The sequence below is a fragment of the Sphingobium ummariense RL-3 genome, from assembly GCF_000447205.1.
Classification (GTDB): Bacteria; Pseudomonadota; Alphaproteobacteria; order Sphingomonadales; family Sphingomonadaceae; genus Sphingobium; species Sphingobium ummariense.
In genome coordinates this window covers 89859-105973 of the sequence record NZ_AUWY01000136.1, presented here as the reverse complement: position 1 = coordinate 105973, position 16115 = coordinate 89859, and the positions used below count along the sequence as shown (strand labels likewise).

The following is a 16115-nucleotide window of genomic DNA, read 5'->3' as shown; positions in this document are numbered from 1 at the left end:
CGTATCGAGGAAGGCCCTGTCATGTCTCGCCGATCCCGCCGCCTCCTGTTCGCTCTGGCCGCCAGCGCCTTGTCCCTGGGCTATGCCGGCACCAATGTGGGGACGGCCGCCCCTCGCCCGTCCGCCCGAGCCATCACTCCGGTAACAGCAGCCAAGCCCAACGTAGTCGTCATCCTGGCGGACGATCTCGACTGGGCGGATGTGTCGACTTACGGCCGCCGCGATGCGCCCACCCCCAATATCGATCGCATCGCGCAAAGCGGCGTCGCCTTTTCGGACGGCTATGTTGCAGCGTCGGTCTGCGCCGTGAGCCGGGCGGCGCTGCTGACCGGGCGGATGCCGCAGCGCTTCGGCTTCACATACAACATCAATGATGAAGGCGATCGTGGTGCAGGCTTGCCGGTCGATCAGAAGACGCTGGCCGACCGGCTGCGGCCGCTGGGCTACCGCACGGCGGCGTTCGGTAAATGGCATTTGGGCGCGGAGCCGCAATTCTATCCCACGCGCCGGGGGTTCGATGAGTTTTTCGGCTTCCTCGCCGGCGAAACCAACTATGTCGATCCGGCGACGCCCGGTATCGTGACGACGCCGACGAAGGAAGATAAATATGCCATCGGCCCGCGGACCGGCAATCATGCCATGGTCGAGGGGTGGGACGCCAGGCCGGCAGACGACTTCAGCCGCTACCTCACCGACCAGATCACCGACCGCGCCGTCGACTTCATCAATCGGGTATCTCATGCGAAGGACAGGCCCTTCTTCGCTTATGTCGCCTATAATGCGCCGCACTGGCCGCTCCAAGTGCCACAGGCCTATTATGACCGGTTCTCGCACATCAAGGATCCGGTGCGTCGCACCTATGTAGCGATGATCGCGGCTATGGACGATGGTGTAGGCCGCATTCTCGACACGCTCGAGAAGCGTGGGGTACGCAATAATACTCTGGTGGTCTTCCTGTCCGACAATGGTTGTCCGCATCGCTTCGGCTTCTGCAATCCCGATCATCCATTTGGCGCAGGTAAGTTCACCTATCTGGAGGGTGGGACGCGCGTGCCGTTCATGCTGTCATGGCCCGCGGGCATGAAGACGCGCGGCCTCAGCGCCAGCCCGGTATCATCGCTCGACATCGCCGCCACGGTAATGCACGCGGCTGATCCGGCACATGCGTTGCCAGAAGAATTGGAAGGGCGAGACCTTATAGCGACGGCGCGCCGACCGCAGCCGGACCGCCTGCTGGTCTGGGGACAGGAGCCCGTCTACGCCGCTCGCCAAGGTGACAAGAAGCTGTGGCTCTCGCGCGACTGGGATCAGTCGCATCTTCATGACCTGAAGGACGACTATGCCGAAAACCGCGACCTGTCTGCCGGTGATCCGGCCAGTGCGAAACGGTTGCGCGAGGCGATCGACCGCTTCCGTACTTCTCTGCCCGCCCCCCTTTGGAAGCTGCATTCGACCCGCAAGGTGACGGTGAACGGACGCGAAACAGAGATGGTCTATTGATGACGAAGTCGCATGAGCCGACACGGCGGCGGTCGCCCCTACCGCGTACGGCTGAGAATAGGCTGCCTTCCCCGAAACGAGACCAAGAGGATTACACCGTGTCGGAAAAGAAGAAATCGCTATCCATCCTGCGCCGGGCGATGGCCGGCGCCGCTTGCATCGTCGCATGCATGGCCGCAGTCCCCGCTCCTGCCTTGGCAGCGCCGAAGGAGACCGCAGCGCCGGCCCCGCAACAGACGCGCCACCGCAACATCATCTTCGTGCTGGTTGATGACCTGCGCTACGACGGCATGGGTTTCCTTCAGCCCGGCTTGCTCAAAACACCGAACATCGATCGCATGGCGAAGGAAGGCAGTTATTTCCCCAATGCTGTCGTTACCTCATCGCTGTGCAGTCCGAGCCGCGCCACAATCCTGACGGGACAGACTGCGCGCAACCATGGTATCGTCGATAACAACGACAGCAGTGAAGCGGGCCTGACCTACTTCCCCAGCTATCTGCAGCAGGCAGGTTATAACACCGCCTTCTTCGGGAAATGGCACATGGGCAGCGAAGCTGATGGTCCCCGGCCCGGCTTTGACAAGTGGGTCAGCTTCAAGGGCCAGGGGAATTACTGGCCGGCGAAGGCGGAAAGTGCCCATAGCTCGCCCAACCTCAATGTCGATGGCAAGGCGGTACCGCAGCAAGGCTATATCACCGACGAACTGACCGACTATGCGATGAACTGGCTGCAGAAGGAGCGCGATCCGAACAAACCCTTCTTTCTCTACCTCAGTCATAAAGGCGTCCATTCGGACCCCCTGCCGCCACCTCGTTACGCCCACCAGTACGACAAGGCGAAGTTTACGTTGCCGGATAGCGCGGCGGACACGCCGCAGAACAATGAAGGCAAGCCAGTATGGGTACGTAACCAGCGCAACAGCTGGCATGGCATCGACTTCTTCTACAATGCCGACGTGCCGATGACGGAATATCTGAAATATTATTACGGCACATTGTCAGCGATCGACGATAGCCTCGGCCGCATCATGGATTATCTTCGGAAGAACAAGCTTGATAAGGACACGCTGGTCGTCTTCACTTCCGACAATGGCTACATGGTCGGCGAACATGGGTTGATCGACAAGCGCAACGCCTATCAGGCGTCGGTGCGCGTGCCACTGGTTGTTTGGGAACCCGGCACCGTCCCCGCCGGTGCGGTCAATGAAGGCCGCATCCGCAACCTCGATTTCGCGCCTACCTTCCTGGATGTCGCCGGAGCCGCGCGCCCGAAGCAATTCGAAGGCAAGAGCGCGTGGGCGCTATGGGAAGGTAAACAGGCCGTCACAGACTGGAAACCCGGCGACTTCATCTACGAATATTATTGGGAATATAATTTCCCGATGACGCCCGGCACATTCGCGATCGAGCGCGACAATGTGAAGTATATCCAATATTACGGCGTGTGGGACACGGACGAGTTGTACGACCTCAACAGGGATCCCGACGAGATGCACAATCTCGTCGATGATCCGGCTTGGGCAGCGAAAAAGCAAGAGTTGCGTGTGGCACTCTACCAGCAACTCGCCGATCGCAACGGTCGGCACAATATCCCTTATGGAGCGCGGCTCTCGATCGGCGCGGTCCGGCGCGACGTCGACGGCCAGCACGCAGCCGATTTCCCGTCCAACTGGTATGTTAAGCCCAACCCGACCGACCGGCTGGACCCCATCTTGCCCGACAGCCCAGCCAAGCTGAAGGCACAGGCCGCGGGCAAGCCGCTGGTCTACACGCCCCCCCTCAAAGAAGAGCTTACACGACAGGTTGAAGGAGCCGGCAAGCCATGACCCATGAGCTTTCCCGCCGCGTGGTTATCGGATCGGCGGCCGGTCTCGCCGCCATTGCCGGATCGCCGATCATGGCACGCCCGGCCAAGGGGGAGCGGCCGAACATCCTGTGGATCGTCAGCGAAGACAATAATCCCTATGTCGGGGCCTATGGTGACAGGATAGCGCATACGCCCACGATCGACGGGCTCGCAAAAAAGGGCCTGCTGTTCCGGCACGTCTATTCCAACGCGCCGGTATGCGCGCCATCACGCTTCGGTATCCTGACCGGCGTCTATCCCGAAAGCTGCGCGCCGGCGAACCAGATGCGCGCAGTCGCTGCATTGCCCAAAGAGTTTCGGACGTATCCCGAGTTGATGCGCGGGGCCGGTTATTTCTGCACCAACAATGCCAAGACCGACTATAATTGCGATGTCGATCCCAACGCTCTTTGGGATCGGCAAGGCAAGGAAGCGCACTGGCGGTCCCGCACCGACAAGTCACGGCCGTTCATGACGGTGTTCAACTATGAGACCACGCATGAATCCCGTCTGTTCAGGCCCACATCTGGGCGTGTGTCTCCGGAAATGGTGACGCTGCCGCCTTTCCTGCCCGACACCCCCGGCATCCGGCAGGATTTCGCCAGCTACTATAACCTCATGGAAAAGATGGACGGCCAGTTGGCCGAACGACTGGCTGAACTGGAGTCCGATGGGCTGGCCGAAGACACCATCGTTTTCCATTATTCCGATAATGGCGGCGTACTCGGTCGATCAAAGCGCTACTGTTATGACGAAGGCCTGCGGTGCGAAATGGTCGTCTATGTGCCGCCCAAATGGCGGCACCTGATGCCCGCTGCACCGGGGAGCGAAATCACGACGCCCGTCAGCTTCATTGATCTCGCCCCCACTGTTCTGTCACTGGCCGGTGTCGCGCAGCCGAAGCAGATGCGCGGCATGCCCTTCCTAGGCCCCAGCGCGCGGCCGCAGGCTGTTGCCTTCGGGATGCGCAACCGGATGGACGAGCGGATCGATTTCCAGCGCACTGTGACCGATGGCCGCTGGCGATACATCCGCAATTATATGCCGCACCGTCCTTGGGGCCAGCATCAGGCGTTCGAATGGCTGGCGCTTGGCTATCAGGAATGGGAACAGGCGCATATAGACGGCAAGCTCAACGCCGTGCAGGATCGCTTCTTTCAAACCAAACCGTTCGAGGAGCTATACGACCTTTCCTCCGATCCGCATGAGATCAAGGATCTGGCGCGCGATCCCGCACATGCCGCCACGCTTGCCAGGTTCGCCCAGATGCTCGACGAGCATATGATTGCGATCCATGACAATGGCTTCCTGCCAGAGGGTATGAAAGGCGAAGGCTGGATATCGTCGCGTGATCCGAAGGTCTACCCTCTCAAAGACGTGATGGTGCTCGCCCGCGTGGCCGCTGACGCCAAGCCGGACAATCTGCAGCAGTTGCGCAATTCGCTTGCCAGCCCAGTCGAAGTCATCCGTTATTGGGCAGCGATGGGGCTTCTCATTCAAGGCGAGGCCGGCCGCCCCGCAGAGGCAGACATGCTGATCCGACTGAAGACCGACCCTTCCCCTCATGTGCGTATTCAGCTCGCCGAAGCCTTGGCCCGGCTGGGCGAAACGACGACTTCCGTCCCGGCGCTGATTGATCTTTGCTCACCCTCGCAGCCCTGGCAGGTGCGGCTCCATGCGATCAATGCGCTGACCTTCATCGGTGACGCAGCCCAGCCAGCTTTGGACATCGCAAAGGTGGCGGAGAGCGACCCCAAGGTCTATGTTGCCAACGCAGCCAAATATCTACGGTTGAAGCTGACCGGCGAGTATCGATCGTCGACGCCCATCTTCGATCTCGAAGCGATGAGGGCAAGCGGCGGCGCCGGCTGACGCCGGTGTGAATGCAAGGACGAGCAGTTTGATCGTGAAAAACGGCATGCGATGGATCGACGGGGGGACATTCCAGATGGGATCCGACTCCTTCTATCCCGAGGAAGCGCCGGTACGCACAATTCGGGTGGACGGCTTCTGGATCGACGAGACGCCCGTCACCAACAGGGATTTCGCCGCTTTCGCCGATGCGACCGGCTATCGTAGCTTTGCTGAAATTCCTCCCGATCCCAGCGACTATCCCGGCATGGACCCGGCGCTGGCAGTTGCTGGATCGCTGCTGTTCCAGCGGACAAGCGGGCCGGTCGACCTTGGCGACTACAGCCAGTGGTGGTCATTCAGCGCCGGTACGGACTGGCGGCATCCTTTTGGTCCGGACAGCAGCGTCGAAGGTTTGGAGGATCACCCGGTCGTTCATGTGGCCTATCAGGACGCGGAAGCCTACGCCAAATGGGCTGGGAAGACGTTGCCCACCGAAGCGGAATGGGAATTTGCGGCCCGCGGCGGACTAGACGGCGCAGACTATGCCTGGGGCGATGAACTGGCACCGGGCGGCGCCATGCTCGCCAATTATTGGCAAGGCGCCTTCCCCTATGGCAACACATTGGAGGACGGTTACGAGCGCACGTCACCAGTGCGCAGCTATCCTGCCAACGGCTATGGTCTTTACGATATGATTGGCAATGTCTGGGAATGGACGGCCGACTGGTTTGGCCGGCCCAGGATCGAGCGCAAGAGCAAGGGCAGTTGTTGCGTACCTGCAAACCCGCGCGGCGCTACAAAGCGCGAAAGCTATGATCCTGCCGCTCCCGAGATCGCGATCCCGCGCAAGGTGGTGAAGGGTGGCTCGCATCTGTGCGCCGCCAATTACTGCCAGCGCTACCGGCCGGCTGCCCGTCACCCGCAATCGATCGATAGCTCCACCAGCCACATCGGATTTCGGTGCATTTCAAGATCACGTTGAAGCGGATGTCAGTTCGGTAACCCGGGTCAATCCCGATCGCCCATGGGATCACGCCCGCGAAACAAATCTGCGATCAATCGGCGCAGCCAGACCAATCCCGGATCATGATGGTTGCGCCGATGCCAGAGCTGCTGGAGCGCAATTCGCGGAGTGTCGAAGGGCGGCGTGACGAAGCGCAAGCCGCCCAGGCGCGAGAAGATGCGCCCTACCCCCCAGGGCACGGTTGCGATCATGTCAGATCGGGCGACAAGCAATGGGACAGTCATGAAATGAGGCGATCGCAAAAGGGTGCGCCTGCGCAATCCCATTGCACGCAATCGCTGCTCCAAGACTTCTTGGCTGCGCCCTTCCTGCTCGACCACAGCGTGGTCCGCGGAGAGAAAATCCTGCAGCGTCATGACCTGCGAACCGTTCTTCCAGCCCGTCCGCACCAGACAGACGAAACCCTGTTCGAAAAGCGTCTGGGTGAAGAAATTATCGCCGTCCAGCCCCTTGAAAAAGCCCAATGCAAGATCGACCGATCCGTCCGCCAGGGCTCGGCGCAGTTCGGCGGGCGGCAGACTAATGGAACGAACGCTGACGCCCGGTGCCCGCTCCTGCATTGACGTCATCAGATCGGGAAGGAAGGTCAGCTCGCCAAGGTCTGACAGGTTGAGGGTGAAACAACGTTCAGCCTGCGCCGGATCGAAAGGCGAAGCCGCGACGATTTCAGACCGGACCGAGGCCATGACATTCATCACCGGTTCCAACAGGCGTTGCGCCACAAGGGTCGGCTCCATACGCGCTCCCTGCCGTACGAACAGCTCGTCGCCGAAATGCGCTCGTAGCCGACGCAGGGCAAGGCTGACGCTCGGCTGAGACACGCCCAGAGCGCGAGCGGCGCCCGATACACTGTTCTGTGTGAACAGCGCCTCGAGAACGCGCAGCAAATTGAGATCCAGCTTTTCCATTATCGAATGATATACGGTTCATAAGCAGTATAGCCGATGATTATAGCAACGCATGCCTTTAAGGTGCAAACCATCGCCGCAGCAAAGCGGCGGAACCGCCGGGAGAGAGATATGCCTGCCTCCAACCTCCACGCTCCGTGGCCACGTAACGCATGGTATGTCGCGTGCACGCCTAACGAAGTGTCGGGCAAGGTGCTGGGACGAAGAATTTGCGGCGAGCCCATGGTCTTCTATCGCGGCGCGGATGGAGAGGTGGCTGCGCTCGAGGACTTCTGTCCGCATCGTGGCGCTCCGCTCTCGCTGGGCTTCGTGCGCGAGGGGATGCTGGTCTGCGGCTATCATGGTCTGACCATGGGCTGCACCGGTCACGCGCATAGCATGCCGGGTCAGCGCGTCCATAATTTCCCGCCGATCCGCGCTTTTCCGGTGATCGAGCGCTATGGTTTCATCTGGGTCTGGCCCGGCGATGCGGATCAGGCCGATCCGGCCAAGTTGCACCCGTTGCCTTGGGCGGAGAGCGAGGCATGGGCGTATGGCGGGGGCCTGTTCCACATCGCCTGTGACTATCGGCTGATGATAGACAATCTGATGGATCTGACCCATGAGACCTATGTCCACGCCAGTAGCATCGGACAACGAGAGATCGACGAGGCACCCGTCAAAACCTGGGTCGAGGGCGAGGAGGTCGTCACCAGCCGCATGATGGCCTCGGTCCATGCTCCGCCCTTCTGGCGCATGGCGCTGCGCTGTGCTGGATTGCCGGAGGAAGAACTGGTAGACCGCTGGCAGATTTGCCGCTTCAGCCTTCCCAGCCATGTAATGATCGAGGTTGGAGTCGCCCTACAGGGAATGGGCGGCTATGAGGCGAATGCGTCCGTCAAGGCATCAAGCATCGTAGTCGACTTTATCACACCAGAAACCGAACACAGCCACTGGTATTTCTGGGGCATGGCGCGGCAATTTGCGGTGGATGACCCAGCGGTCACCGATTCGATCCGGGAAGGTCAGCACAGGATTTTCAGCGAAGATCTGCTCATGCTCGAGCAGCAGCAGGCTAACCTGTTGCGTCATCCCGAACGAAAGTTGCTCAAGCTCAACATCGATGCCGGCGGGGTGCGGTCCCGCATGATAATCGATCGTGCGATTGCAGCAGAAGCCGGAAAAGCGTAACATCGCGGCATGGTCAGCGGCTGATTACGTCGAATATATTCCTTTGTGCCGGTGAGCAACTGGCGAGGTCTGGGAAGCGCCAATTCCCCCCAAAATGCCTTCGACCAACAGGGTGACGGCAAACGTGCTGGCGATCATTGCCACGAACCGGTCCAGCTAACCGCTGGCGGTCTGCCCCCTCCGCAATATTCGTAAGGAGGGAGAGGAACCAGGCAACGATCCGAGGGATCATCCTTCTGCCAAGCTCAGTGCATATCGCTTGATGCGTTGCTGTGCGCGCTGGACCTCGGCGCCACATTCTTCGACACAACCGCGCTTTATGGTTTTGGGGCCAATGAGGAATTGCTGGGACGCGCACTCATGCATCACCGGTCCGGATTCATCCTAGCCAGCAAGTGCGTTCTCGCCGAGATCGATGGCAAGCGCGGGCTGGATGGGTCGCCCGCCGCCATCGCCCCCGTTCTAGAAGATTCTCTCCGGTGGCTGCACACCGACCATACCGATCTCTATTATCTGCGTCGTCTGGACCCGAAGGTGCCGATCGAGGAGTCCGTCGTCGCCCCTGGCGCGCGCGATCGAAGCCGGCAAGATCGGGTAATCGGCCTTTCGGAAATGTCCGCGGCGAGTATGTCATCCCGATTCCGGGTACCGGCAGTCTCGATCATCTGGAAGAGAATATGGCGACCTTGTCCGTTTCCATATCGACGGATGCGCTGGCGCAAGCGGATGCCCTCTTCAGCCGGGACGCCATTTCCGGCCTCGCTATGCCCGGTCCGCACAGGCGCAGGTGGACACCGAAATCTGGGAAGATGAACCTCTGGATATATTATGATCGATCCGTCCGGCTTCCATCGGCGCGCCAGTCGCGGGGCGAGCGCCCCACATGGCGGGTGAAGAAACGAGAAAAATAAGCCGGATCGTCAAAGCCGATCGCGTAGGCGATTTCCGCGATCGAGAGATTGGAATAGATCAGCAGGCGCCGCGCTTCCAGCAGGGCGCGTTCATCGACCATGGCGGCCGGCGACATACCTGCGACGCTCCTGCAGGCCTGGCGTAGCGTCGTTTCGCTGACCCCCAGCGCCAGGGCGTGGGCAGCCACCGGATCCCTCTCGCGAAAGCGCTGTTCGATGCGTTCGCGCAGGCGGGCGACGAGGCGTGTCTGCCGGCCACTGGTGCCGGCGCTCGCGTCGCGGACCGCGGCATGGCGAAGCGCCTGAACCAGCAGGCCGAGAAGCAAGGCTTCGATAGCGCCGCGTTGGCCGGGGGCTGCCCAGGCGAGTTCCCTGGCCATGCGCTGGATGGTCGCCTGCGCCTCCGTAAAATCGACGGGAGGCAGGGATATGGCATGAGGACCACGGAACAGCGGTTGAAGATCGTCGTCGCGGGCGAGGAGATGCCGCAGATAGCTGTCGGAAATCGTCGTGACCCAGCCGAGCGACTCCCGAAGCCAGGTAAATCCGTGGATTATCCCGGCCGGGACGAGCAACAGGCTGGGGGCGTCGAACGACACAGTGTCGCCATCGGCACGCATGGCTCCGCCCCCTTCGCAGATCAGGATGACATGGTTGAGATCGCGATGGATGTGCGGCTGGATCGTCCATTCGCTCGGACGGGATCGGTCATCCAGGCTTTCGACATGCACGAAGCCAGGTTCCACCGCCCTTTGTGGCTCACCGTAGAGATAGAAGGTCGGAACGGCTGTGCTCATGATGCCCAAAATCTGTTGAATTATCCAATCTATATGCTGGTGCAGCCATGGCCGGCAAGCGCTGCCGGCATCAGGATGGGCCACAAGGTAAGCACGGAGAGGAGCAGGCCATGAAAACACAGATCGCCATCGTTGGGGCGGGGCCGGCAGGCCTTTTGCTGGGCCATTTGTTACGCGCCGAAGGACTGGACGTCGTCGTCGTGGAACGAGCATCGGCCGATTATGTGCTCGGGCGCATTCGCGCCGGCGTTCTCGAGCGCACGACGACAGACCTGATGGATCGGCTGGGACTGGGCGAACGGATGCACCGGGAAGGGCTGCCGCATGACGGTTTCCACCTGACGGATGGCGAACGCCTCATTCGTATCGACGTCAAGGCGCTGACCGGGCGGCAGGTGATGGTCTATGGGCAGACCGAACTGACGCGCGACCTGATGGACGCGGCGCCCGGGCGGGACCTGAAGGTGATCTACGAGGCCGGCGACGTCGCGCTCCACGATCCGGAAAGCGACGCGCCCTATCTCACCTTTACCGAAAATGGCACGGCCCGGCGGATTGACGCGCAATTCATCTGCGGATGCGATGGATATCATGGCCCTTCGCGGGCCGCCATCCCGGCGTCGGTGGGGAAGCCTTTTGAAAAAGTCTATCCTTTTGGCTGGCTTGGCATCCTGGCGAATGTACCGCCCTGCAATCATGAACTGATCTACACCAATCATGACCGCGGCTTTGCACTGGCGTCCATGCGCTCGGAGACGCGCAGCCGCTATTATATCCAAGTTCCTCTGGACGAGAAGGTCGAGGATTGGCCGGACGAGCGCCTGTGGGACGAGCTGACACTTAGACTGGGACCAGAAGTGGGCACACAGATCATGCGCGGGCCGGCGCTGGAAAAGTCGATCGCGCCGCTGCGATCCTTCGTTTTCGAACCGCTACGTCATGGCCGTCTCATGCTGGCCGGCGACAGCGCGCACATCGTGCCGCCGACCGGAGCCAAGGGGCTCAATCTTGCGGCATCCGACGTCCATTATCTGTCGGAGGCGCTGATCGGTTATTTCCGGCGCGGCGATACCGATGCAATCGCTGCCTATTCCGACCGCGCCCTGGCCCGAATCTGGAAGGCGGAACGCTTCTCCTGGCAATTGACGCGGCTCATGCATCGCTTCCCAGACAATGACGCATTCGACAGGCGGATGCAGCTGGCAGATCTGGACTATATCGCCTCCTCCGTCGCGGCGCAGACGACCATCGCTGAAAACTATGTAGGCCTGCCACTTTGACGCTGCGATTCTGTATGGTTAGGGAGAAGTAACAGTTTCGACACTACGGATAGCGGGGACGGCTCTGCCAAAGTAACTGGCGGCACGTAGATAGGCCACATGAGTCGTCCATCCCGCAGCCCGTTTCGCTACTTCAACTCGTCGCCTGAGGTCATCCGGCTCGTGGTGCTGATGTATGTGCGCTACCCGCTGTCGCTGCGGAATGTGGAGGATGTGCTGTTAGAGCGGGACATCGACATCTGCCATGAAACGGCAGCAGATCAACCGCATGAAGGGCTTTCGTCGGTTTCTGGACACGCGTCGGGCGCGTGTTCCGCCCGCCGGAGGAGCAACGGCATGGCGACAAGCGCAGAGACGATGAGCAGATCGCGCGGATGCGGCTTGAAATCCTTGCGAACTTCGGCAAGCCACGTCGTTCTCACCACCGTTCGTCCATAGAAGAGACGCGTTCGCACTTCGTCGAACTGGCCGTTGAGCGCGCCACCTCCCTACGTCACCAGCATGATCTGGCTGGTCGCATCTCCGTAGGAGAAGGTGCCATCAAGGATAAAAGCGTCCCCCCTTCCCCGTCCGCGTTTCTATGAGATCGAACCCGCCCGAGAGGGTCCATGCGTTTTCATCCTGAGCGACCGCCTGTGGCGCCTCAATCGCAAAGCACAGCGTCGCCAAGGCGACCTTCCCCATGTCCCGCGTCTGTCCCAATCTGCATCGTGGCATGATGGAAGAGTAGGGGGTGGGGCACGGCGCTATCGCGCGATGCGCCGCCTACTTCATCGTTCGAATGACAAAATTCTGCTGGCGGGCGGCAGCTTATGCCGTGGCAATCTCTCAGAACCAGAAGCGGACGCCCACGACCAGGCTGGTCGCCGACGCGCCCTCGCCCTCTTCGCGGGCGAAGCGGGCCGTGTCGCCCAATTTGCGCTCCCAATTCACCCCGACATAGGGCGCGAATTCGCGGGCAATCTCGTAGCGGAGGCGCAAGCCGAGTTCGATGTCGGACAGGCCCGACCCGATGCCGATTTCCGGCACGTCCTGCGCCGCTAGATTCACTTCCACGGCGGGTTGAAGGATCAGCCGCTGGGTGATGCGCTGGTCGTAGCTGCCCTCCAGCCGCAGATGCGCGTCGCCCTTGTGCGACAGGAAGATCTGCCCCTCGACCTCGAACCAGTAGGGGGCAAGCCCCTCGATCCCGATGGTGGCGTAGGTCCGCTCAGGCTGCGGGCGGAAATCCTGTCGCACGCCACCGACGATGTTCCACCACGGGTCGATGGCGCGGCTGTAGAGCGCCTGCACCTCGGCGCTTTCGAGTGCGCCACCGACCGCGCCTTCGCCCTCGGACTTGATCGCGAGCCGGTTGATGTCGCCGCCGATCCAGCCCTCGCCCTCCCAATGATAGCCGTCGCGGCCATCCTGCACGCGATATTCCAGCCGGTCGATCATCAACTGGGAAAAGATCATGCCGCCGCTTTCCTTGACCATTGCAGCGCGTGCGCGGGCCATGACGGCGGGATCGTAGAGGGCGTCGGCGGCGTGATCGGTCGGGACCGGTGGCGGCGTGCCCTTGGGGATGGTCTCGTCGCCGCCCATGTCATGCCTGGCATGGGGATCGGCGGCCGGAGATGTCTCGCTCTGCGGCATTTCATGTGCGCTATGGTCCATCGTCTGCGCCTGCGCCGGCAGCGCCACGGCGAGCAGGACTAGCCCAAGCATGCGCCTCATGCCGCGTCTCCCTCGTGCCGGACGGTCACGACCCGCATCATGCCCGCATGCATGTGCATCAGCATATGGCAGTGAAACGCCCAGTCGCCGATTGCGTCGGCGGTGAGGTCGAAGCTGATCTTGCCACCGGGCAGTACATTGACCGTATGTTTGCGGGGGTTTGTCGCCGCGTCCGCCCCGGTCACAAGCTGGAAGAAATGACCATGAATGTGGATGGGATGGGGCATCATCGTGTCGTTGATCAGCGTCACGCGCACCCGCTCCATATGGCGGAAAGCGATCGGCTCCGCCCCCTCCGACAGCTTCACGCCGTCGAACGACCACATATAGCGCTCCATGTTGGCGGTCAGGTGGATGTCGAGCGAACGGGTCGGCGGGCGCGTGTCGCTGTTGGGCTCCAGCGCTTTCAGGTCCGCATAGGTGAGCACGCGGTGGTCGACATCCTCAAGGCCCGTGGGCCGGTCAGCGGTTCGGTCCGCGGGCATGGCGGAGAGGGTGGCGACGCCCGGCCCCATCGGCACGTTCGGCGCGACCGAAGGGTCGAGCATCTTCATGCTATGGCCGCTCATGCTGTCATTGGCCGGCTGGCTCAGATCGATGACGCCATTCTGCCCCATGTCCATTCCGCTCATGTCCATGCCCATGTCCTTCATGGTCAGCAGCGGGCGCTGGCGCAGCGTCGGAACCGGCGCGACCAGGCCGGCCTGCGGCGCGAGCGTCGCGCGGACGAGGCCGGAACGATCGATCGCCTCCGCGATCAAACCATAGGGCTTCGCTTCGGTCGGCTGGACGATCACGTCATAGGTCTCGGCTATGCCGATCTGGAATTCGTCGGTCTCAACCGGCTGAACATGCTGGCCGTCGCATTGGACCACCGTCATGGGCAAGCCCGGTAGCCGTACGTTGAAATTGGTCATGGCGGACGCATTGACGATCCGCAGACGCACCCGCTCGCCGGGCGCGAACAGGCCGGTCCAGTTTTCCGGCGTGCCATGGCCGTTCACCAGAAAGCTGTAGGTCGAGCCAGTGACGTCGGAAATATCGGTGGGGTCCATCCGCATCTTGCCCCACTCCATCCGCTCCTTGAAGCTCTGGTCCTTGCCCGCGAGCAGCCCGGCCAGCGTCTGCTTCTGAAAATTATGATAGCCGCCCATCTGCTTGAGCCGCTTCATCAGGATATGCGGATGGACCGGCGACCAGTCGGACAGGACGATGACATGCTCCCGATCGAACCGCACCGGATCGGGGCCTGCGGGGTCAATCACGATCGGGCCGTAATGGCCCATCGCCTCCTGCATCCCCGAATGGCTGTGGTACCAGTATGTGCCCGACTGGCGGATCGGGAATTCATAGGTGAAGGTTTCTCCCGGACGGATGCCGGGAAAGCTGATCCCCGGCACGCCGTCCATCTGGAAGGGCACGATCATGCCGTGCCAGTGGATCGACGTGTCCTCCTTCAGCCGGTTGGTGACGGCCAGCTGGACTGTCTGGCCTTCCTTTAGCCGGATAAGCGGCGCGGGCACCGTGCCATTGATGGTGACGGCGTGGGCAGAGCGACCTCCGGTCGCGAAATGGCTTTCGCCGACGGTCAGCTCGATCCGTTCGCCCGACAGCACGCCCGGAGCCGGTCGCAACCCGACAGTGCCGCTTTGCGCCCAGGACGGAAAGGCGCGCGCAAGGGTCAGGGCTGCCGCCCCCCGGATGAGTGTGCGGCGGTCTAGGGCAATGCTGTTCATGCCTCGCTATACGCGCCCGTCGCCTTCATCCCTCAACATTTCGGTCAATTTTGCCCGCGCCCGATACAGGCGGGTTTCCACCGCCTTTTCGCTGATCCCCAGCAGGCGCGCGGTGTCCGCCTGCCCCATATTCTCGATCGTGCGGAGCAGCAACACTTCCTTCAGCTTCGCCGGCAGTGCCGCGATTGCAGCATTGATGCGGCTGACGGCATCTGCGGAGGCAAGCGACTCTTCCGGCGACGCGGCCATGTCCGCCACATCGATCGCGTCGTCGAGCGGCTTCGCCAGCGTGAAGAATCGGCGAACCGCGCGTCGTCGGGCCCAGTCACGGCATTTGTTGAGCGTGATCCTCGCCATCCAGGCCCGAAATGGGCGTGATCCGTCATAGCGGGCGATGGCGGCAAAGGCGGCGATGAACGCCTCCTGCGTGATGTCGAACGCTTCGTCCGCATCGCCCACATGGCCCCGCGCCAGACGCCATACAGCATCGCGATGCCGCTGCATCAGCATGGCATAGGCGGCCCCCTCCCCCGCCTGGGCACGCATGGCAAGCGACTGGTCGTCGGCATCGGCGATCGTCACCGGACGGGCTGTGTCAGCGCCTTGACGATGGCTGCATCGAACTGTGCCGCCTGGTCGGGTCGCAGGATGCCCCGCATTGCAAAGATGTGTTGCAATGTTTCCTTCTGCAACTGCCCCATCACATGATGCGACCGATCGACCGCTGCCGCGACCTGCGGCCCATAACCATGTTCGACCTCGATTGCCTTCGCGAGACGCTGGTTATCGGCGCGCATCTCCGCCTCCAATGCTTCGCGGCGCTTCGCAAAGACTGTTTCCAGCTGGTGAATGCGGGCCTCCTGCGCTGCGTCTAGCGTCAGCCGCTCGTGCAACAGCGCGTGCACCTGGCTCTCGACGCGTGGCGGCGGAGTCAGCCAGGCGCGTGCCACAAGGACAGCCGCAAACGCAGCGGCGAAAGCCACCAGCGCGACGAGGGCGTAGCGGCCCGGCGTCATTGGCCGAGCAGGCGCGAGGGCGCATACTCCGACATGCCGATCGGCAGCGGCGCGGCCTGTGCGCGCGCGCCCGGCACCAAGCTGCCCGCCCAGCCGATCCCGACCGCCAGCAGTCCGGCCAACATCAGGCTGCGGCGTGCGGTCGTGCGGTCCCGATGACGCACAACACCCCGTATGACCGCGGCGTCCATCTGCGCGAGGCGTTCATCCGAAGGCCCCGACCGCGCCGCGTCGAGCCACCGATCCAGATCCGCCATCATCCTGTCTCCATCCATTCCTGGCATACGCGCACCCGCGCCTCACCCCTCGGCGGCGTTCGTAAAAAATATGCACATGGTCCGAGGGGCAGCGCAA

General features: G+C 61.9%; 14 protein-coding genes and 1 pseudogene. 8 read left to right on the top strand and 7 right to left on the bottom strand.

Features of this window, described 5'->3' with window-relative positions; genetic code table 11:
- The first annotated feature begins 21 nt into the window (after positions 1-21).
- From M529_RS47035 to M529_RS47020, 4 genes are all read left to right on the top strand, one after another.
- On the top strand, positions 22-1500 hold the full coding sequence (locus M529_RS47035) for a sulfatase family protein (protein WP_021320118.1): 1479 nt from the start codon (positions 22-24) through the stop codon (positions 1498-1500).
- Positions 1501-1640: 140 nt separating this feature from the next.
- Positions 1641-3326 (top strand): sulfatase family protein, encoded by a 1686-nt coding sequence (locus M529_RS47030; protein WP_040601415.1) that lies wholly within the window; start codon positions 1641-1643, stop codon positions 3324-3326.
- A complete protein-coding gene (locus tag M529_RS47025; protein ID WP_021320116.1) occupies positions 3323-5218 on the top strand; it encodes a sulfatase-like hydrolase/transferase in 1896 nt (631 codons plus the stop codon). Before M529_RS47030 ends, M529_RS47025 begins: the two co-directional genes overlap by 4 nt.
- 46 nt (positions 5219-5264) lie before the next feature.
- Complete coding sequence (locus M529_RS47020; protein ID WP_031295830.1) at positions 5265-6182, top strand: formylglycine-generating enzyme family protein; 918 nt, start codon at positions 5265-5267, stop codon at positions 6180-6182.
- A 26-nt stretch (positions 6183-6208) separates the two neighbouring features.
- Here M529_RS47020 and M529_RS47015 read toward each other — a convergent pair whose 3' ends face one another.
- The gene (locus M529_RS47015) at positions 6209-7132 is read right to left on the bottom strand and encodes a LysR family transcriptional regulator (protein ID WP_021320114.1); all 924 of its coding nucleotides are present in this window, start codon (positions 7130-7132) and stop codon (positions 6209-6211) included.
- A 111-nt stretch (positions 7133-7243) separates the two neighbouring features.
- Here M529_RS47015 and M529_RS47010 point away from each other — a divergent pair, with 111 nt between their 5' ends.
- Both M529_RS47010 and M529_RS48870 read left to right on the top strand, forming a co-directional pair.
- Entirely contained in the window at positions 7244-8302 is a 1059-nt protein-coding gene (locus tag M529_RS47010; RefSeq protein WP_031295828.1) for an aromatic ring-hydroxylating oxygenase subunit alpha, read from the top strand.
- A gap of 267 nt (positions 8303-8569) precedes the next feature.
- Positions 8570-9115 carry an aldo/keto reductase gene (locus tag M529_RS48870; RefSeq protein WP_236617758.1) on the top strand — a complete coding sequence of 182 codons (546 nt, stop codon included), beginning with the start codon at positions 8570-8572 and terminating at the stop codon, positions 9113-9115.
- 13 nt (positions 9116-9128) lie between these two features.
- Here M529_RS48870 and M529_RS47005 read toward each other — a convergent pair whose 3' ends face one another.
- Positions 9129-10010 (bottom strand): helix-turn-helix domain-containing protein, encoded by an 882-nt coding sequence (locus M529_RS47005; RefSeq protein WP_021320111.1) that lies wholly within the window; start codon positions 10008-10010, stop codon positions 9129-9131.
- A gap of 110 nt (positions 10011-10120) precedes the next feature.
- On the opposite strand from M529_RS47005, the gene pobA reads away from it, so the two are divergent.
- Positions 10121-11290 (top strand): 4-hydroxybenzoate 3-monooxygenase, encoded by a 1170-nt coding sequence (gene pobA, locus M529_RS47000; protein WP_021320110.1) that lies wholly within the window; start codon positions 10121-10123, stop codon positions 11288-11290.
- A gap of 99 nt (positions 11291-11389) precedes the next feature.
- Positions 11390-11542, top strand: a pseudogene (locus M529_RS50810) (IS6 family transposase); the annotation flags it as partial.
- A 576-nt stretch (positions 11543-12118) separates the two neighbouring features.
- Here M529_RS50810 and M529_RS46995 read toward each other — a convergent pair.
- Genes M529_RS46995 through M529_RS46975 form a run of 5 tightly spaced genes read right to left on the bottom strand, consistent with a single transcriptional unit; the run spans position 12119 to position 16021 of the window.
- On the bottom strand, positions 12119-12949 hold the full coding sequence (locus M529_RS46995) for a copper resistance protein B (RefSeq protein ID WP_408021351.1): 831 nt from the start codon (positions 12947-12949) through the stop codon (positions 12119-12121).
- A gap of 56 nt (positions 12950-13005) precedes the next feature.
- Positions 13006-14745 carry a copper resistance system multicopper oxidase gene (locus M529_RS46990; RefSeq protein WP_021320107.1) on the bottom strand — a complete coding sequence of 580 codons (1740 nt, stop codon included), beginning with the start codon at positions 14743-14745 and terminating at the stop codon, positions 13006-13008.
- Between the two features lie 6 nt (positions 14746-14751).
- Positions 14752-15327, bottom strand: coding sequence for an RNA polymerase sigma factor (locus M529_RS46985; protein ID WP_021320106.1), 576 nt, complete (start codon positions 15325-15327; stop codon positions 14752-14754).
- Positions 15324-15761 (bottom strand): periplasmic heavy metal sensor, encoded by a 438-nt coding sequence (locus M529_RS46980; protein ID WP_021320105.1) that lies wholly within the window; start codon positions 15759-15761, stop codon positions 15324-15326. The genes M529_RS46985 and M529_RS46980 overlap by 4 nt, the downstream gene beginning before the upstream one ends.
- The gene (locus M529_RS46975; protein ID WP_021320104.1) at positions 15758-16021 is read right to left on the bottom strand and encodes a hypothetical protein; all 264 of its coding nucleotides are present in this window, start codon (positions 16019-16021) and stop codon (positions 15758-15760) included. The genes M529_RS46980 and M529_RS46975 overlap by 4 nt, the downstream gene beginning before the upstream one ends.
- Positions 16022-16115: the final 94 nt, after the last annotated feature.

Bases quoted from the DNA above. Each gene is read 5' to 3' on its own strand.
- M529_RS47035 (WP_021320118.1), top strand. From the start codon at position 22: ATGTCTCGCCGATCCCGCCGCCTCCTGTTCGCTCTGGCCGCCAGCGCC.
- M529_RS47030 (WP_040601415.1), top strand. From the start codon at position 1,641: ATGGCCGGCGCCGCTTGCATCGTCGCATGCATGGCCGCAGTCCCCGCT.
- M529_RS47025 (WP_021320116.1), top strand. From the start codon at position 3,323: ATGACCCATGAGCTTTCCCGCCGCGTGGTTATCGGATCGGCGGCCGGT.
- M529_RS47020 (WP_031295830.1), top strand. From the start codon at position 5,265: ATGCGATGGATCGACGGGGGGACATTCCAGATGGGATCCGACTCCTTC.
- M529_RS47015 (WP_021320114.1), bottom strand. From the start codon at position 7,132: ATGGAAAAGCTGGATCTCAATTTGCTGCGCGTTCTCGAGGCGCTGTTC.
- M529_RS47010 (WP_031295828.1), top strand. From the start codon at position 7,244: ATGCCTGCCTCCAACCTCCACGCTCCGTGGCCACGTAACGCATGGTAT.
- M529_RS47005 (WP_021320111.1), bottom strand. From the start codon at position 10,010: ATGAGCACAGCCGTTCCGACCTTCTATCTCTACGGTGAGCCACAAAGG.
- pobA (WP_021320110.1), top strand. From the start codon at position 10,121: ATGAAAACACAGATCGCCATCGTTGGGGCGGGGCCGGCAGGCCTTTTG.
- M529_RS46995 (WP_408021351.1), bottom strand. From the start codon at position 12,949: ATGGACCATAGCGCACATGAAATGCCGCAGAGCGAGACATCTCCGGCC.
- M529_RS46990 (WP_021320107.1), bottom strand. From the start codon at position 14,745: ATGAACAGCATTGCCCTAGACCGCCGCACACTCATCCGGGGGGCGGCA.
- M529_RS46980 (WP_021320105.1), bottom strand. From the start codon at position 15,761: ATGACGCCGGGCCGCTACGCCCTCGTCGCGCTGGTGGCTTTCGCCGCT.
- M529_RS46975 (WP_021320104.1), bottom strand. From the start codon at position 16,021: ATGATGGCGGATCTGGATCGGTGGCTCGACGCGGCGCGGTCGGGGCCT.